The 16,489-nt window shown below is 61.2% G+C and carries 13 protein-coding genes; all 13 read left to right on the top strand.

All coding sequences use genetic code 11. From position 1 onward, the window contains the following. The first annotated feature begins 353 nt into the window (after window positions 1-353). The 13 genes from glnE (at window position 354) to ACA071_RS02545 (ending at window position 16,441) form a co-directional block, all read left to right on the top strand. Window positions 354-3,293: a bifunctional [glutamate--ammonia ligase]-adenylyl-L-tyrosine phosphorylase/[glutamate--ammonia-ligase] adenylyltransferase gene (gene glnE / locus ACA071_RS02485; protein WP_497642982.1), complete on the top strand. Its 2,940-nt coding sequence runs from the start codon at window positions 354-356 to the stop codon at window positions 3,291-3,293. Window positions 3,294-3,546: 253 nt separating this feature from the next. Further along, the gene (waaF, locus tag ACA071_RS02490; protein ID WP_497642983.1) at window positions 3,547-4,581 is read left to right on the top strand and encodes a lipopolysaccharide heptosyltransferase II; all 1,035 of its coding nucleotides are present in this window, start codon (window positions 3,547-3,549) and stop codon (window positions 4,579-4,581) included. A 1-nt stretch (window position 4,582) separates the two neighbouring features. Continuing rightward, window positions 4,583-5,644, top strand: coding sequence for a lipopolysaccharide heptosyltransferase I (waaC, locus tag ACA071_RS02495; protein ID WP_123510928.1), 1,062 nt, complete (start codon window positions 4,583-4,585; stop codon window positions 5,642-5,644). After that, complete coding sequence (locus tag ACA071_RS02500; protein ID WP_497642984.1) at window positions 5,644-6,765, top strand: glycosyltransferase family 4 protein; 1,122 nt, start codon at window positions 5,644-5,646, stop codon at window positions 6,763-6,765. The genes waaC and ACA071_RS02500 overlap by 1 nt, the downstream gene beginning before the upstream one ends. Continuing rightward, a complete protein-coding gene (gene rfaP, locus ACA071_RS02505) occupies window positions 6,765-7,571 on the top strand; it encodes a lipopolysaccharide core heptose(I) kinase RfaP (protein WP_497642985.1) in 807 nt (268 codons plus the stop codon). Before ACA071_RS02500 ends, rfaP begins: the two co-directional genes overlap by 1 nt. Continuing rightward, window positions 7,571-8,305 (top strand): lipopolysaccharide kinase InaA family protein, encoded by a 735-nt coding sequence (locus ACA071_RS02510; RefSeq protein WP_497642986.1) that lies wholly within the window; start codon window positions 7,571-7,573, stop codon window positions 8,303-8,305. The genes rfaP and ACA071_RS02510 overlap by 1 nt, the downstream gene beginning before the upstream one ends. Then, window positions 8,302-9,054 carry a lipopolysaccharide kinase InaA family protein gene (locus tag ACA071_RS02515; protein ID WP_497642987.1) on the top strand — a complete coding sequence of 251 codons (753 nt, stop codon included), beginning with the start codon at window positions 8,302-8,304 and terminating at the stop codon, window positions 9,052-9,054. The genes ACA071_RS02510 and ACA071_RS02515 overlap by 4 nt, the downstream gene beginning before the upstream one ends. Further along, window positions 9,054-10,505 (top strand): lipopolysaccharide kinase InaA family protein, encoded by a 1,452-nt coding sequence (locus ACA071_RS02520; protein WP_497642988.1) that lies wholly within the window; start codon window positions 9,054-9,056, stop codon window positions 10,503-10,505. Before ACA071_RS02515 ends, ACA071_RS02520 begins: the two co-directional genes overlap by 1 nt. A gap of 229 nt (window positions 10,506-10,734) precedes the next feature. Beyond that, window positions 10,735-11,067 (top strand): YceK/YidQ family lipoprotein, encoded by a 333-nt coding sequence (locus tag ACA071_RS02525; RefSeq protein WP_497645260.1) that lies wholly within the window; start codon window positions 10,735-10,737, stop codon window positions 11,065-11,067. Window positions 11,068-11,240: 173 nt separating this feature from the next. After that, window positions 11,241-12,998, top strand: a complete 1,758-nt coding sequence (locus ACA071_RS02530; protein ID WP_497642989.1) for a carbamoyltransferase family protein — start codon at window positions 11,241-11,243, stop codon at window positions 12,996-12,998. Then, window positions 12,982-14,112, top strand: a complete 1,131-nt coding sequence (locus ACA071_RS02535; protein ID WP_497642990.1) for a glycosyltransferase — start codon at window positions 12,982-12,984, stop codon at window positions 14,110-14,112. Before ACA071_RS02530 ends, ACA071_RS02535 begins: the two co-directional genes overlap by 17 nt. Next, entirely contained in the window at window positions 14,112-15,008 is an 897-nt protein-coding gene (locus tag ACA071_RS02540) for an antimicrobial resistance protein Mig-14 (protein ID WP_497642991.1), read from the top strand. Before ACA071_RS02535 ends, ACA071_RS02540 begins: the two co-directional genes overlap by 1 nt. An 8-nt stretch (window positions 15,009-15,016) precedes the next feature. Further along, window positions 15,017-16,441, top strand: coding sequence for a PIG-L deacetylase family protein (locus tag ACA071_RS02545; protein WP_497642992.1), 1,425 nt, complete (start codon window positions 15,017-15,019; stop codon window positions 16,439-16,441). Window positions 16,442-16,489: the final 48 nt, after the last annotated feature.

Below are 16,489 nucleotides of genomic sequence, written 5' to 3' on the forward strand. Positions count from 1 at the left end.
ATCGGTTGCCTGAGTTTGCGACTGGCCTTGTGGGCAGACGATATAAATTCTTGGATTGCCGAGAGGTTGTTCCGGCGGCGTGTAGTTTTACTACAAATCAACGGGCATTTCAGCCTTTCGAATGTATAGACGAGTAGTAAAACTACAGATGAATGGCTTGTGGCCTCCGGCTGCGTTGTGAGAATAATCGTTAAGGTTGGTCTTTTGCCAACCAGAAAAGGTGAAAGCTTGATGTTGGCTGCCAAAATAAAAGAAATTTCAGCTATTTCTAACCTTTGTTCGACAGTCGGTCACGTAGCGGGTTTTCAAGAATCACTACATGCAGCCCTTCACACGCCGATCAAGGATAGACCATGACCCTGCCTTCGCTTGCCGAACTGCCCGCCATTCTCCAGCCGTTGGTCACTCGTGCGGAGCAGTCGTTCCGTACGGCCGTCGCCTTGTTGGAAGACGACCATGGACTATCCACCTGGACGCCCGAGCGCTGGGCGCAATTCGCCCGCGTCAGCGCCGCCAGCGACTTCGTGATTGAACAGAGCGTTCGTGACCCTTTGATGTTGCTGGCGCTGGTGCAGTCCGGCGAACTGGATCGCGCCTTTGCCCCCGGCGAACTGTGCGCGCAGATTGCGGCGGCAGTGAATGCGGCTGAAAGCGAAGACGAACTCGGCCGCGACCTGCGCCGTCAGCGCACCCGCCATCAGGTGCGGATCATCTGGCGCGACCTGACGCGCCAGGCCGATCTGGTCCAGACCTGCCGCGACCTCTCGGACATGGCCGATGCCAGCATCGATCAGGCCTATCAGTGGTTGTACTCGCGGCATTGCCAGCAATTCGGCGTGCCCACCGGCCGGCGCAGCGGCGAGCCGCAGCAAATGGTCATCCTCGGCATGGGCAAGCTCGGCGCGGTGGAGCTGAACCTGTCGTCGGACATCGACCTGATCTTCGCTTACCCCGAGGGCGGCGAAACCGTCGGCGTGAAGCGCTCACTGGATAACCAGGAATTTTTCATCCGCCTCGGCCAGCGCCTGATCAAGGCCCTGGACCCGATGACCGTCGACGGTTTTGTGTTCCGCGTCGACATGCGCCTGCGGCCTTACGGTTCGGCCGGTGCGCTGGTGTTGAGCTTCAACGCGCTGGAACAGTATTACCAGGATCAGGGCCGCGACTGGGAACGCTACGCGATGATCAAGTCACGGGTGGTGGCCGGCGATCAAGTGGCCGGCGCGCAATTGCAAGAAATGCTGCGGCCGTTCGTTTACCGGCGTTATCTGGACTTCTCGGCCATCGAAGCGCTGCGCACCATGAAGCAGCTGATTCAGCAGGAAGTCCGGCGCAAAGGCATGGCCGACAACATCAAGCTCGGCTCCGGTGGCATTCGTGAAGTCGAATTCATCGCCCAGGCGTTCCAGCTGATCCACGGCGGTCGCGACCTGAGCCTGCAACAACGGCCACTATTAAAGGTGCTGAGCACGCTGGAAGGGCAGGGTTATCTGCCGGCACCGGTGATCGCCGAGCTGCGCAATGGTTATGAATTTCTGCGCTACACCGAGCACGCGATCCAGGCGATCGCCGATCGCCAGACCCAGATGCTGCCGGATGGCGCACAGGATCAGGCGCGGATTGCCTTTATGCTCGGGTTTGCCGATTGGGACGCGTTCCACGAGCGGCTGATGTATTGGCGTGGCCGGGTGGCTTGGCATTTCGCGCAGGTGATTGCCGATCCTGACGAAGAAGAAGGTGCCGAAAGCGAAGTGGTGGTGGGCGGTGAGTGGTTGCCGCTGTGGGAAGAGGCACAGGATGAAGAAGCTGCGTGCCGTCAACTGGAAGAGGGCGGTTTTGTCGATGCCAGCAAAGCGTTGAAAGCTTTGGCCGGCCTGCGCGGCAGTCCGCAATTGCGCGCCATGCAACGTCTGGGGCGCGAACGCCTCGATGCCTTTATTCCGCGGTTGCTGGCTCAGGCGGTGGAACACGCCAATCCAGACTTGGTATTGGAGCGAGTGCTGCCGCTGGTTGAAGCCGTGGCCCGCCGTTCGGCTTATTTAGTGTTGCTCACGGAAAACCCCAGTGCCTTGCGTCGCTTGTTGACCCTGTGCGCTGCGAGTCCGTGGATTGCCGAGCAGATCACGCGCTTCCCGTTGTTGCTCGATGAATTGCTCAACGAAGGCCGATTGTTCAAGCCACCACTGGCGCCGGAACTGGCCGCCGAGTTGCGCGAGCGCCTGACGCGGATTCCTGAGGACGACCTCGAACAGCAGATGGAAGCCCTGCGCCATTTCAAACTGGCGCACCGTTTGCGCGTCGCCGCATCGGAAATCTCCGGCAGCCTGCCATTGATGAAAGTCAGCGATTACCTGACCTGGCTCGCTGAAGCGATCCTTGAGCAAGTGTTGGCCCTGGCCTGGCGGCAAACCGTGGCCAAATACGGCACGCCGCTGCGTACCGATGGCACGTTGTGCGATCCCGGCTTTGTGATTGTCGGTTATGGGAAGGTCGGTGGCCTGGAGTTCGGGCATGGTTCCGACCTGGATCTGGTGTTTATCCACGACGGCGATCCGCAGGCGGAAACCGACGGGCCGAAGCCTATCGACGGTGCGCAATTCTTTACCCGGTTGGGGCAGCGGATCATTCACTTGCTCACCGCCCAGACCAACTCCGGTCAGCTGTATGAAGTGGATATGCGTCTGCGACCATCCGGCGCGTCCGGGCTGCTGGTGAGTTCCCTGGGGGCGTTTGCCCGTTATCAGGAAAACGAAGCCTGGACCTGGGAACATCAGGCGTTGGTGCGGGCGCGGGTGCTGGTGGGCAGTCAGGGAGTCGGGCAGGCGTTCGAGAAGGTACGTGCGGCGATTTTGGGCAAGGCTCGGGATTTACCGACCTTGCGCCAGGAGGTCAGCGAGATGCGCGCCAAGATGCGCGATAACCTCGGCAGCAAGAGCACCGCCGCCGGCACCGGGGCAAATGCCTTCGAGGCCACGGCGCCGTTCGATCTCAAGCAGGACGCCGGAGGTATCGTCGATATTGAATTTATGGTGCAATACGCGGCCCTGGCGTGGTCCGAACAGCACCCGTCATTGCTGCGCTGGACCGATAACATCCGCATTCTGGAAGGGCTGGAACAGGAAGGGCTGATGCCCGCCGAAGACGCCAGCCTGTTGCGCGAGGCCTATAAAGCCTACCGCTCCGCCGCCCACCGGCAGGCCTTGCAGAAGGATCCCGGAGTGATTCCGGGCGACCAGTTCGTGGACGAACGGCGGCAAGTGTTGCGGATTTGGCGTGAGCTGGGGTTAAGCTGAAACACAACGGGTTTCAAATGTGGGAGCGAGCGTGCTCCCACAGTAGATCTACAGTGTTTGGTAGATTGAAGTCGCTAAGCTACACCGCACTGGATGTGCACCAATACCCATGTGGGGGCGAGCCTGCCCGCGATAGCGGAGTGACAGTCGACAGCAATGTTGAAGGTGATGACCCATCGCAAGCAGCCCTGTTCCCACAGTGATTATCGAGGCGGGGAGGCATATGCCTCCCCGGTTCGTTTTTGGAAACCACATGAAAATTCTGATCGTTGGGCCCAGTTGGGTCGGTGACATGGTGATGGCGCAGACACTGTTTCAGTGCCTCAAGCAACGCCACCCGCAGTGCGAAATCGACGTGCTGGCCCCCGAGTGGAGCCGGCCGATCCTTGAGCGCATGCCCGAAGTGCGTCAGGCCTTGAGCTTCCCGCTCGGCCACGGTGCCCTCGAATTGGCGACCCGTCGGCGCATCGGCAAATCCCTGGCCGGCCAGTATGACCAGGCGATCCTGCTACCCAATTCCCTGAAGTCGGCGCTGGTGCCGTTCTTCGCCAGCATCCCGAAACGCACCGGCTGGCGCGGCGAGTTTCGCTACGGCCTGCTCAATGACGTACGCACGCTGGATAAAGAACGTTACCCGTTGATGATTGAGCGCTTCATGGCTCTGGCCTACGAGCGTGACGCGGATCTGCCGCAGCCGTATCCACGGCCGAGCCTGCAAATCGATCCGGTCACCCGCGAGGCAGCGCTGGCCAAGTTCGGTCTGGCCCTGGATCGTCCGGTGTTGGTCCTGTGCCCCGGCGCCGAGTTCGGCGAGTCCAAGCGCTGGCCGTCCGAGCACTACGCCAAGGTTGCCGAAACCAAGATCCGCGAAGGCTGGCAGGTCTGGCTGTTCGGTTCGAAAAACGATCACGCTGTCGGCGAAGATATCCGCGCGCGGCTGATTCCCGGTCTGCGTGAAGAGTCGGTGAACCTCAGCGGCGGTACGTCCCTGGCCGAGGCGATCGACCTGATGTCCTGCGCTGATGCGGTAGTCTCCAACGACTCCGGCCTGATGCACGTCGCCGCGGCGCTGAACCGTCCGCTGGTCGCGGTCTACGGCTCGACTTCGCCGGGTTTCACCCCGCCGCTGGCCGAGCACGTCGAGATCGTGCGCCTGGGCATCGAATGCAGTCCCTGCTTCGATCGCACCTGCCGCTTCGGCCATTACAACTGCCTGCGCCAGTTGATGCCGCAACCGGTCAACGAAGCCTTGCAGCGGTTGCAGGGCACTGTGGTCGAGGTCAATTAGTTTGCGGGTACTGCTGATCAAAACTTCATCGCTGGGCGACGTGATTCACGCGTTGCCAGCGTTGACCGACGCGGCGCGGGCAATCCCCGGCATCACATTCGACTGGGTGGTGGAAGAAGGCTTTGCCGAGATTCCGACCTGGCACCCGGCCGTGGGCAAGGTGATTCCGGTGGCGATCCGGCGCTGGCGCAAAAACATCTGGCAGACCATTAAAAGTGGCGAATGGAAGCGCTTCAAGCAAAGCGTTCGCGCCACTAAATATGATCTGGTGATCGACGCCCAAGGCCTGCTGAAAAGCGCCTGGCTGACCCGTTACGTCAAGGCCCCGGTGGCCGGGCTGGACAAGGATTCGGCCCGCGAGCCGATGGCTGCACGCTTCTATTCCCGACGTCTGGCCGTGGGCCGTGGCCAACACGCGGTCGAGCGAGTGCGCCAATTGTTCGCGCTGGCGTTGGGCTACGACTTGCCCAAGGGCTTGGGCGATTACGGCTTGAACGTCGAGCGTTTGGTGGAACTGCCGCGCAAGAATCCATACGTGCTGTTTCTCCACGGCACCACCTGGGACACCAAGCATTGGCCCGAAGCCTACTGGCGTGAACTGGCCGAGCGCGTCGGTCACCTCGGTGTCGCGGTGAAACTGCCGTGGGGCAACCCGATCGAGAAGGCCCGCGCCGAGCGCATCGCCGCCGGTTTCCGCCACGTCGAAGTACTGCCCAAATTGAACCTGGCGGGTGTCGGCAAAGTCTTGGCCGGCGCGCAAGCTTGCGTGGCCGTGGACACTGGCCTCGGTCACCTGGCTGCGGCGCTGGACGTACCGACGCTGTCGCTGTTCGGCCCGACCAACCCGGGCCTGACCGGCGCCTACGGCAAGGCGCAGATTCACATCGCCAGCGACTTCCCGTGCGCGCCGTGCCTGCAAAAGAAATGCACCTATCAACCGACGGCCGAAGACGCCCGTCAGTTCGACCTGAAACGCGAGTGGCCCCTGTGCTTCACGCGTCTGAATCCCCAGCGTGTCGCCAGCCGACTGAGCACGTTGTTACTGGCTGAGGAGCTGCGCTGATGCAATTGGCTTTTGTCCTTTATAAATACTTTCCGTTTGGCGGTTTGCAGCGCGATTTCATGCGCATCGCCCTGGAGTGTCAGCAGCGCGGGCATCAGATCCGCGTCTATACGCTGATCTGGGAAGGCGACGTGCCGCCGGGTTTCGAAGTGCTGGTGGCGCCGGTCAAGGCGTTCTTCAACCATCGGCGCAACGAAAAACTCACCGAGTGGATGGAAGCGGACCTGGCCAAGCGTCCAGTAGATCGTCTGATTGGCTTCAACAAGATGCCGGGCTTGGACGTCTACTACGCCGCCGATGGCTGCTTCGAAGACAAGGCGCAGAACTTGCGCAACTCGCTGTACCGGCGCTGGGGTCGTTACCGGCACTTCGCCGAGTACGAGCGCGCGGTGTTCGCCAAGGACGCCAAGACTGAAGTGCTGATGATTTCCGAAGTGCAGCAGCCGCTGTTCATCAAGCATTACGACACGCCGCTGGAACGCTTCCATTTGCTGCCGCCGGGCATCTCCCAGGACCGTCGCGCGCCGGCGAATGCCGCCGAGATTCGCGCTGAATTCCGCCGTGAGTTCAAGCTCCAGGACGACGATTTACTGCTGGTGCAGATCGGCTCCGGGTTCAAGACCAAAGGCGTGGATCGCAGCCTCAAGTCGCTGGCGGCGTTGCCCTCGGAACTGAAGAAACGTACCCGGCTGTTTGTAATTGGCCAGGACGACCCCAAATTATTCCAGATGCAGAGCGCCACATTGGGGCTCGGCGACAACGTGACATTCCTCAAGGGCCGCAGCGATATCCCGCGTTTCCTGTTGGGTGCGGACCTGTTGATCCACCCGGCGTACAACGAAAACACGGGCACGGTGCTGCTTGAAGCGCTGGTCGCCGGGTTGCCGGTGCTGGTGAGCGCGGTCTGTGGTTACGCCCATTACATTGCCGAGGCCGACGCCGGCCTGGTGCTGGACGAACCCTTCGATCAGGCGCAGCTCACGCAGTACCTGACCGGTATGTTGAATGACGCTAAAGCACGGGCGGCCTGGAGCCGCAACGGTCTGGCTTTCGCTGAGACGGCCGACCTCTACAGCATGCCGCAGCACGCGGCCGATGTGATTCTGGCGGAGCACGCTTAATGAAGTTGATGCTGGCTGAACCGTTCAAAAGCCTCTGGGCCGGACGCGACCCGTTCGCCGAAGTCGAGGGCTTGCAGGGCGAGGTGTACCGCGAGCTCGAAGCACGCCGGACCCTGCGCACTGAAGTGGACGGCAACGGGTTTTTCGTGAAGATCCACCGTGGCATCGGCTGGGGCGAGATCTTCAAGAACCTGCTCACCGCCAAGCTGCCGGTACTCGGCGCGGGCCAGGAGTGGAAAGCCATTCAGCGCCTGCAAGACGTCGGCGTGCCGACCATGACCGCCGTCGCGTATGGCGAGAAGGGCAGCAACCCGGCGGACCAGCACTCGTTCATCGTCACCGAAGAACTGGCACCGACCGTCAGCCTCGAAGACTTCAGCATCGATTGGGTCAAGAACCCGCCCGAGCCCAAGCTCAAACGTGCGCTGATCGCCGAAGTCGCGCGCATGACCGGCATGATGCACCGCGCTGGGGTCAACCATCGCGACTGCTACATCTGCCACTTCCTGCTGCACACCGACAAACCGGTGACCGCTGACGACTTCAAACTCTCGGTGATCGACCTGCACCGCGCCCAGACCCGCCCGGCGATTACTCAGCGCTGGCGCAACAAGGATCTGGCCGCGCTGTATTTTTCGGCCTTGGACATCGGCCTGACCCAGCGCGATAAATTGCGTTTCCTCAAAGACTACTTCCAGCAGCCTTTGCGCCAGATTCTGGCCGAGGAAGCGGCGCTGCTCGCCTGGCTCGAAGGCAAGGCCAACAAGCTTTACGACCGTAAACTGCGATACGGGGATGCGCTCTGATGCCGGGTTGGAAACTGGAATCTGCTTACAGCGATCTGGCCCAAGACTTCGGTAGCCTGGAAGCCGTGTTTGCCCTCCAGGGCGAGCGCCTGACCCGTGACCCGTTGTCCGAGGTCATCCGTGTCGAGCGCAATGGCGTCAACTATTACGTCAAGCGTTACGTCGGCGCTGGCAAAGGCCTGCGTCGCTACCTCGGCAAGCCACGGGTGAAAGCCGAATGGCAAAACCTCAAGCGCTTCGCCAAGTGGGGCATTCCGACCGCCGAAGTGGTGGCCTGGGGCCTGGAACGGCGGGGTGCGGCGTACGACCGTGGGGCAATGATCACCCGCGAACTGCCGAACACTGAAGACTTGTCAGCCCTGGCCGACCGGCATGACCCGAAACTGGCGGACCGCGCCTGGGTCGATAACATCAGTCGGCAACTGGCGGGTTACACCCGGACCATGCACGACAATCGCTTCACCCATAACGATTTGAAGTGGCGCAACCTGCTGATCGATGATGAGGCCCGGTTGTTCCTGATCGATTGCCCCAACGGCAATTTCTGGCGCGGCTTTTGGCTCAAGTACCGAATCACCAAAGACCTGGCCTGTCTCGACAAGGTGGCCAAGTATCACCTGTCGGCCACCCAGCGCCTGCGCTTCTACCTGCAATACAGTCAGCGGACCCGGCTCGATGCGGCCGACAAAAAACGGATACGGCACGTGGTGAGATTTTTCGAGGGGCGCGAATGACTGATTTTCTGGCCGCTGAAGACCGTGCGCTACTTGAGCGCCACGGCCTCGGCACCTTCGACGCCCTCTGGGCCAAGCAGCTCGACGCGGTGGATGAACCGAACACCGCGCGCGGCGGCTGGAGCAGCGTGTTTCGGCTGGACCTGGAAGGTCAGGGTTTCTACCTCAAGCGCCAGAGCAACTACCTGACGCGCACCTTGCATGCGCCGTTTGGCGAACCGAGTTTTGCCCGCGAGTTTCGCAATATCACCCGCTATCAGAAGATGGGCATCCCGGCGCTGCAAGCGGCGTTCTTTGGTGAGCGCAAGGTCGACGGCGAGGTCCGGGCGATTCTGCTGACCCGCGCCCTTGATGGCTGGGATGACCTGGATTCGCTGTTACAGCGTTGGTCGGACCTGAGCGAAGCGCAGCACTCGGCGATTCTACAGGCCTGTGGACAACTGGCGCGGCGCCTGCACGGCGTGCGTCAGGTTCACGGCTGCTTCTACCCCAAACACATTTTCCTGCGGGCCACCGGCGACGGTTATCAGGCGCAATTGATCGACCTGGAAAAGACCCGGCCCTTGCTGTTCGGCCAGCGTGACCGGATCAAGGATTTGGAACCGTTGCTGCGCCGGGCGCCGGAATGGACCGACAGCCAGCTGCGCGAGTTGTTGGCGAGCTACGTGGATCAGTCCAGTGACAGCGCGTTGGTGGACAGCTGGGTTTCGCGCCTGACCGCGCGGCGCAGTCACAAGGAGACGCGTTGATGCGTTTGTCCGACCTGAAAAACGCCGGCCGCAGCCCGAGCCTGCCATTGAACATTCCACTGGCCGATGCCGCTGGGCCTGCCGAGCTGCAACTGTTGAGTTTGTTGCGCGTGTTGCCGGGGCAGCGTTACGTCGGTGCCGGTGTCTGGCGCGGCCGGCCGGTGCTGGCCAAGTTGCTGGTGGGCAGCAAAGCAGCGCGGCATTTTCAACGTGAGCGCGATGGCGTGCGCTTGCTTGCTGACCAAGGCCTGACCACGCCGCAATTGTTGGCCGATGGCTTGAAGGATGGTGAGGGCGGCTGGTTGCTGTTTGATTTTCTCGAAGGCGCCGAAAGCCTTGGCGACACCTGGAAGCAGGTCGAGAATTTGCCGGTACTGGCCGATGGGCAAGGGGCCGTCCTGGCCGAGGCGTTGGGCGCTATTGGCCAAATGCATCGCAAGGGCTTGTGGCAGGAAGACCTGCACCTGGACAACCTTCTGCGTCAGCGTGGTCGGTTGTATCTGATCGATGGCGCCGGGATCTGTGCCGAAAACCCCGGTCAGCCGCTGTCACGCCAGAAAGTCCTGGAAAACCTCGGCGTATTTTTCGCCCAGTTGCCCAAATCGATGGAGCCGTTCATCGAAGAGTTGCTGGTGTATTACCTGTTGAGCAACGGCGAGCACGCCTTGCCGATGGAGGCCTTGCAAAAGCAAATCGACAAGGTTCGCCGCTGGCGTCTGAAGGACTTCCTGATCAAGTGCGGCCGCGAATGCACGCTGTTTAGCGTCCAGCGCGGAGCGTTCGGCTTGCGGGCGATTCGCCGCGAGGAAGAGGCAGCAATGCTGCCGGTGCTGGAACAGGCCGATGCCTTGCTCGATCAAGGGCATCTTTACAAAACCGGTGGTGCCGCTAGCGTTGGCAAGGTCGAAGTCGCCGGGCGCACGCTGGTGATCAAGCGCTACAACATCAAGGGTTTTGCCCATTGGCTCAAACGCTTCTGGCGCCCGAGCCGCGCCTGGCATTCCTGGCGCGAAGGCAATCGCCTGGCGTTCCTGGGCATCGCTACGCCGAAGCCGTTGGCGGTGTTGGAAAAGCGCTTTCTCTGGTTGCGCAGCCGGGCTTATCTGGTGACCGAGTACCTGCCAGGGCCGGACATCATCGAGCGTTTTGCACCGTATGTTGAGAGCGGCGAAGCTCCTGAAACGGAGCTGTTGGCGCTGGATCACCTGTTCGCCGAACTGATTCGCGAGCGGATCAGCCATGGCGATTTCAAGGGTCACAACCTGTTCTGGCAGCAGGATCGCTGGGCGCTGATCGATCTGGATTCAATGTGCCGGCACAGCTCCGTGGGCAGCTTCGCCCCGGCGTATGCGCGGGATCGGGCACGGTTCATGCGGAACTGGCCTGAGAGTAGCGCGCTGTATCAGGTGATCGATCAGCGTCTGCCAAAAGACATCTCCAGCGCGGCCTGAATCGGGCCTTCGGCCCTATCGCGAGCAAGCTCGCTCCCACATTTGAAATGCATTCCCCTGTGGGAGCGAGCTTGCTCGCGATGAGGCCGATAAATCCATTGCACATCTTTGGTCTGTCATTGGAGGACAAGTTCTTACGAACCGTCCTACATGATCCACAGACCCCATGAACTGTGCCCTGAATAACCCCGATGCTAGTTTGCCTGACGTTCTCGACAGGCAGATTCAGATGAAAAAAATGGCGGCTGTACTGGGTACTTGCTCATTGATCTTATCCGGCTGCGGCACCGCCGTAACCGTGCTGCAAGACGATGCCGACGCAGCCCGCGGCCTCAGGAAACAAAAGACCTACTGCCAGTCCATCCCCCGCGTCTACAGCGGCCTGGCCTATGACTTTTGCGTATTGAACGCGCCACCCGACCCCACCGGGTTTTTGGTGCCGCTGGTGTTGCTGGATTTGGGCCTATCGGGCGCTCTGGACACGGTGGTCTTGCCGTACACGATCTATCGGCAGGGAGTTGACGGCAATATCGCGATTTACTGGCGGCCAGGGCGCGGGTAACCACTAACAGGAGGCTCTGGCCGGGTCCTTCTTCAGCGGCTGATAACCGCAGGGTCATTCCCGCCATGTTTACGCTATAATCCCGCCCTTTAGCTGTCTCTCGCCCCTTGCGAGGGCACATTAATTTTTGAGGCGCTTGTCGCCTGAATGCAGACTAAAGAGGCTAGACCCCTGTGGCATTGACGATTCTTGGCCTGTCCGGCGCCCTTAGCCATGATCCTTCCGCAGCCTTGTACATCGACGGCAAGCTGGTCGCGGCGGCTGAGGAAGAGCGCTTCGTACGCGATAAACATGCAAAGAACCGCATGCCCTACGAATCGGCGAAGTTCTGCCTCGAACAGGCAGGCATCAAGCCGTCCGACGTTGACGTGGTAGCGATCCCGTTCGCCCCGATCAGCCTGTTCGGCAAGGCGCGCTGGCACTACGCCAAGCGTTACTGGTACGCCCCGGACCGCGCCCTCGACGCGATCCTGATGGGCAACCGTCGCTACAAGCGCTATCGCAACAAGATCGTGTTCTGCCTTGAGCAACTGGGTTTCGACCCGAAGAAGATCAAGATCGAACCGGTCGAGCACCACTTGGCTCACGCCTCCAGCGCTTACCATTGCTCCGGTTTCAAAGAGAAAACCGCGATCCTCGGGATCGATGGCAAGGGTGAGTACGCCACGACCTTCTTCGGCTATGGCGAAAACGGCAAGATCCATAAGATCAAGGAATTCTTCGATCCGGACTCCCTCGGCGGCCTGTACGGCGCGATCACCGAGTTCCTCGGTTTCGAGATGCTCGACGGCGAGTTCAAGGTCATGGGCATGGCGCCGTACGGCGACGCCACCAAATACGATTTCTCGCGTCTGGCCTCGTTTGAAAACGGCGAGCTGGTGATCAACACCGACTACGCCAACGTCATCGGCCTGCGTCGTTATAAAGAGAAGGGCAAAGGCTTCTACTTCTCGCCGAAGCTGATCGAGTGGCTGGGTCCGAAGCGCGAAGGCGATATCGCCGACGAGCCGTACATCCACTACGCCGCCAGCATGCAAGCGCTGTTCGAAAAGATCTCGCTGCAGATGATCGACCACTACTTGGGCGACGTGCTCAAGGAAACCGGCAAGCTGGCCTTCGCTGGTGGCTGTGCGTTGAACGTCAAGTTGAACCAGAAAATCATCGCCCGTGACGACGTCAAGGAACTGTTCGTGCAACCTGCGTCCGGCGATGCCGGTACCGCAGTGGGTGCAGCGGCCTACGTGTCCCACGCCCGTGGCGTACCGGTCGAGAAGATGGAACACGTCTACCTCGGCCCGTCCTACAGCAACGAAGACGTGATCGCCGCGTGCGCCCGTCACCCGAGCAAGCCCGCCTGGCGCAAGATCGAGAACATGCCGGAAAACATCGCCAAGATCATGGTCGACGGCAACCCGGTGGCCTGGTTCCAGGGTCGCATGGAGTTCGGTCCGCGGGCCTTGGGCGGTCGTTCGATCATCGGTTGCCCGAGTGCGACCGGCGTGGCTGACCGCATCAACCACCAGATCAAGTTCCGCGAGCGTTGGAGGCCTTTCTGCCCGTCGATGCTCGACACCGTGGCCCCGCAGATGATCAAGGTCGATCACCCGGCGCCGTTCATGACCTTCACCTTTGAAGTGGCTGAAGAGTGGAAAACCCGCGTGCCGGAAGTCGTCCACGAAGACGGCACGTCCCGGGCTCAGGTGCTCAAGCGTGAATACAACCCGCGCTACTACGACATGATGAAAGCGCTGGAAGTGCTGACCGGTAACGGCGTGTCGCTGAACACCTCGCTCAACCGTCGTGGTGAGGCGATGATCTGCTCGCCGACCGACGCCCTGAACATGTTCTTCGGCTCCGACCTGCAATACCTGATCATGGAAGACATTCTGGTGGTCAAAGAAGGCGCGGACGCTTATGACACGCTCGGCTGAGCGCCATGTGCTGCAGTTCTGCCACGGCTATGACGGGCCGTTCCTGGACTGTGCCCGGCAATACGCCAGCCTGTTCGCGGGGACTGGCTATCGAGTGACCACGGTCTTTTTGACCGGGGCCGCCGATAGCGACGTCGCCGCGGGCTGCGCTTCCGACGAAGTGCTGTTCATGGAATACAGCTCCAAGGCCATTCGTGGCCTGAAGCTGGGCGCCATCGGCGATCTGCGCAAGATCGCCGCCTCGCGCAATTTCAGCTTCTGCATCGCTCACCGTTTCAAACCGATTTACATCGCCTTGCTCGGCACGTCGTTGCCGGTGATTGGTGTGCACCACGCGTTTGACGACTACAAACGCGGCACGCGCAAACTGTTCGCGCATATTTTCCGCAAGCGCCTGAGCCTGCTCGGCGTGTCCGATGCGGTGCGTGACGACATGCGCAAATGCTTGCCGAAATGGCCGGTGGCGCGGATTCAGACGCTCTACAACCGTATCGATGTGCAGGCCTTGCAGGTTACTCAGGTATCGACTCGCGAAGCCCGGGAAACCCTCGGTCTGGCGGCGGACGCCTGGGTGGTCGGCAACGTCGGGCGGCTGCATCCGGACAAGGATCAGGCCACGCTGTTGCACGGTTTTGCTGCGGCGTTGCCGGGTTTGCCGGGCAACAGCCAACTGGTGATTCTCGGTTCCGGTCGGCTGGAGCAGAGCCTCAAGGATCTGGCCCGTGAACTCGGGATCGGCGATCGCGTGCTGTTCCTCGGCCAGGTGCCCGAGGCCCGGCGTTACTTCCGCGCTTTCGATGTATTTGCCCTGAGTTCCGATCACGAGCCGTTCGGCATGGTGCTGCTCGAAGCCATGGCCGCCGGCGTGCCGTTGCTCGCCACCGCGTGCGGTGGGGCGAAGGAAGTGGTTGAAGGCGTGGGGATTCTGTTCCCGCTGGGCGATGCCGAGCGCTTGGCGCAAGGGTTGCAACATTTGGCCGCGATGAACGAGCAGCAACGTCGCCAGTGTGCCGAGCTGATGCTCGACCGCTTGCGTGAGCGCTTCAGCGACCGCGCGGTGCGCGAGGCTTTCTGGCATTTGCCACACGTTACCGAACTGGCACAGAGGGGCTGATGCTCAACCGATTTCAAGGCTGGCGCGAACGTGGCTGGGCGTCGGTTGACGCCTCGACTTATGCCGATGTCTGGCAGCGTTTTGGCGGCAGCGTCGCGACTCATCCCATCGTCGTCGAGCGGCTGGCAGCGCTGGCGCAGATCCCGGTGCGTTACCTGGCCTGGGAACACAATGGCGAAATCAAAGCCGCGATTCCTACCTGGGGCCGCGACCTCGCATTATCCAAAGACGTGCTCAAGCGCAGCGGCAAAAAGGGCCTGTTCGATCTTGGCAATGCCGAGTTGATCCTGCCGGCCGCCGCTGATACTCAGGCACCTTTGCGTCATCGCGGACGATATTTGTCCGCGCTGAATGAAGGCCGCTTCACCGGCATCAAGTTGCAGCCCGAGCAACTGGCCATGGCCCGCACCCCCGAAGAATTGTCGAAGAAGTTTCGCTACAACCAGCGCCGCGAATTGCGTCTGCTGGAAGAGGCGGGCGGGGTGGTGCGCCCGGTCAGCGAGTTTTCCAGCAGCGAGTTGGCCGCGATTTATTGCGACCTGTTCCAGCGCCGTTGGGGCTTTCCGGCCACCGGTGCGGCGCGCATGGGCGAGGTGATCGAGTTGCTGCGTGAGCTGCTGATCGGCTCGGTGATTTTCCTCAACGATGCGCCGATTGCGATTCAACTGGTGTACCGCGTCGAAGCGCCGGAATGGATCAGTGTCGAGTACATTAATGGCGGCGTCGACCCTGAAACCCGCGAGTTCAGCCCCGGCAGCGTGCTGAGTTTTCTCAACACCCAAAGCGCCTGGGAACACGCTCGGGCCTTGGGTAAACCGTTGAGGTTTTCCTTCGGTCGGGCCGACCGTGAATACAAGGACCGCTGGTGCAATCCTGTGCCGGTCTTCACCGTATGAGCCAACCCATGAGTCGCAAACAGCAACTGCTCAAGCGTCACCGTCGCAACAAGCGCATCGGTTTGCTGATCGCGCTGGCGCTGTTGATCGTCATCGGCCTGCTGGTGGCCTGGTGGGTGCCGCTGGTGCTCGCGGTCCTGGGCTGGATCGCCCATGAGGCGTGGTTCGCCGACCATTTGTTCTACTCGCCCAAAGACGATTACCAGTACAGCTTCCCGCCCTACACCCAGCGGCCCAAGGTTCACTTGGTGGGCGAGCACCTGCGGCTGGACGAAGGCGTGATGCTGGTCGACGACGCCACGCTGGTCCTGGCGCTGCGGGTCAAAAGTACTTGGCTGGGTCGTTTTATCGACCCGGTGATCGAGTTAGCGTGCGGTAACAACCCGGACCGGCAAACCTTCGAACGCGGCGTCGATGGCCTGCGCTACTTGAACCTTACGGGTCAGTCGCACGTACTGTCCCAAGGGCAGTTGCGATTGCGCGGGCGCTTCTGTCGGTTGCTCGGCGAACCGGTGCTCTGGGCCTTTGAGCAACCGGATTACCACCGTCAGCGGGTCATGGTGATTGCGCCCCATGCCGACGACGCCGAACTGGCGGCCTACGGTTTGTACAGCCAGGCCAATGAAGCCTGGATCGTCACCTTGACCGCCGGCGAGATCGAAGCCGAACACTATCAGCAGATGGGCCTGAACAAGGTCGAGGCGGCGCGCCTCAAGGGCCGCTTGCGGGCCTGGGACAGCATCGCCGTGCCGCGCTGGGCCGGGGTGCCGGAAGCGCATTGCGTGCAGTTGGGTTATTTCTGCCTGCAACTGGCGGCCATGAAAGCGGCGCCATCGCAACCGATGGGATCGCGGGAAGCCGAGTTGGGTGACACCCGCCTGTTCCGCCAGTTGAACCCGTTTACCCTGCCGGGCGACGTTGACGGTGCGCCGACCTGGAACAACCTGCTGGCCGACCTGCGTGAAGTGCTGTTGCGAGCCCGTCCGGAGGTGATCGTGCTGCCGCACCCGACCCTCGATCCGCACCCGGATCATATCTGTGCCCAGGAAGCCGTCCTCGAAGCGCTCAGGGGCCTGGACTGGCAGCCGACCCTGCTCGGCTACGCCAACCACTTGCACGACAATGATCGCTGGCCGATGGGCAATGCGGGCCATGGCATCGCGTTGCCTCCGGCGTTCGATTCGACCGTACCGATGCAGCCCTGCTGCCTGCCGATGTCCCTGGAACAGCAGCGCGACAAGGCGATGGCGCTGGGCATGATGCATGACCTGCAACCGCCCATGCCGTTCAAGCGACGTTTGCGCCGCTGCATACAACGACTGCTGGCCGGGCGCGTTCCGCCGACTTATGGCGAGAACGAGTTCTTCCGCAAAGCCGTCAGGCGTCATGAATTGTTGTGGGTTTTGAAGCATATCGATACATCTACACAGTAAAAATGAAGCATGACGCGGTTTAGCATGGCGACAAATTAACCCACTGCA

The organism is Pseudomonas sp. LBUM1646, from assembly GCF_059716165.1.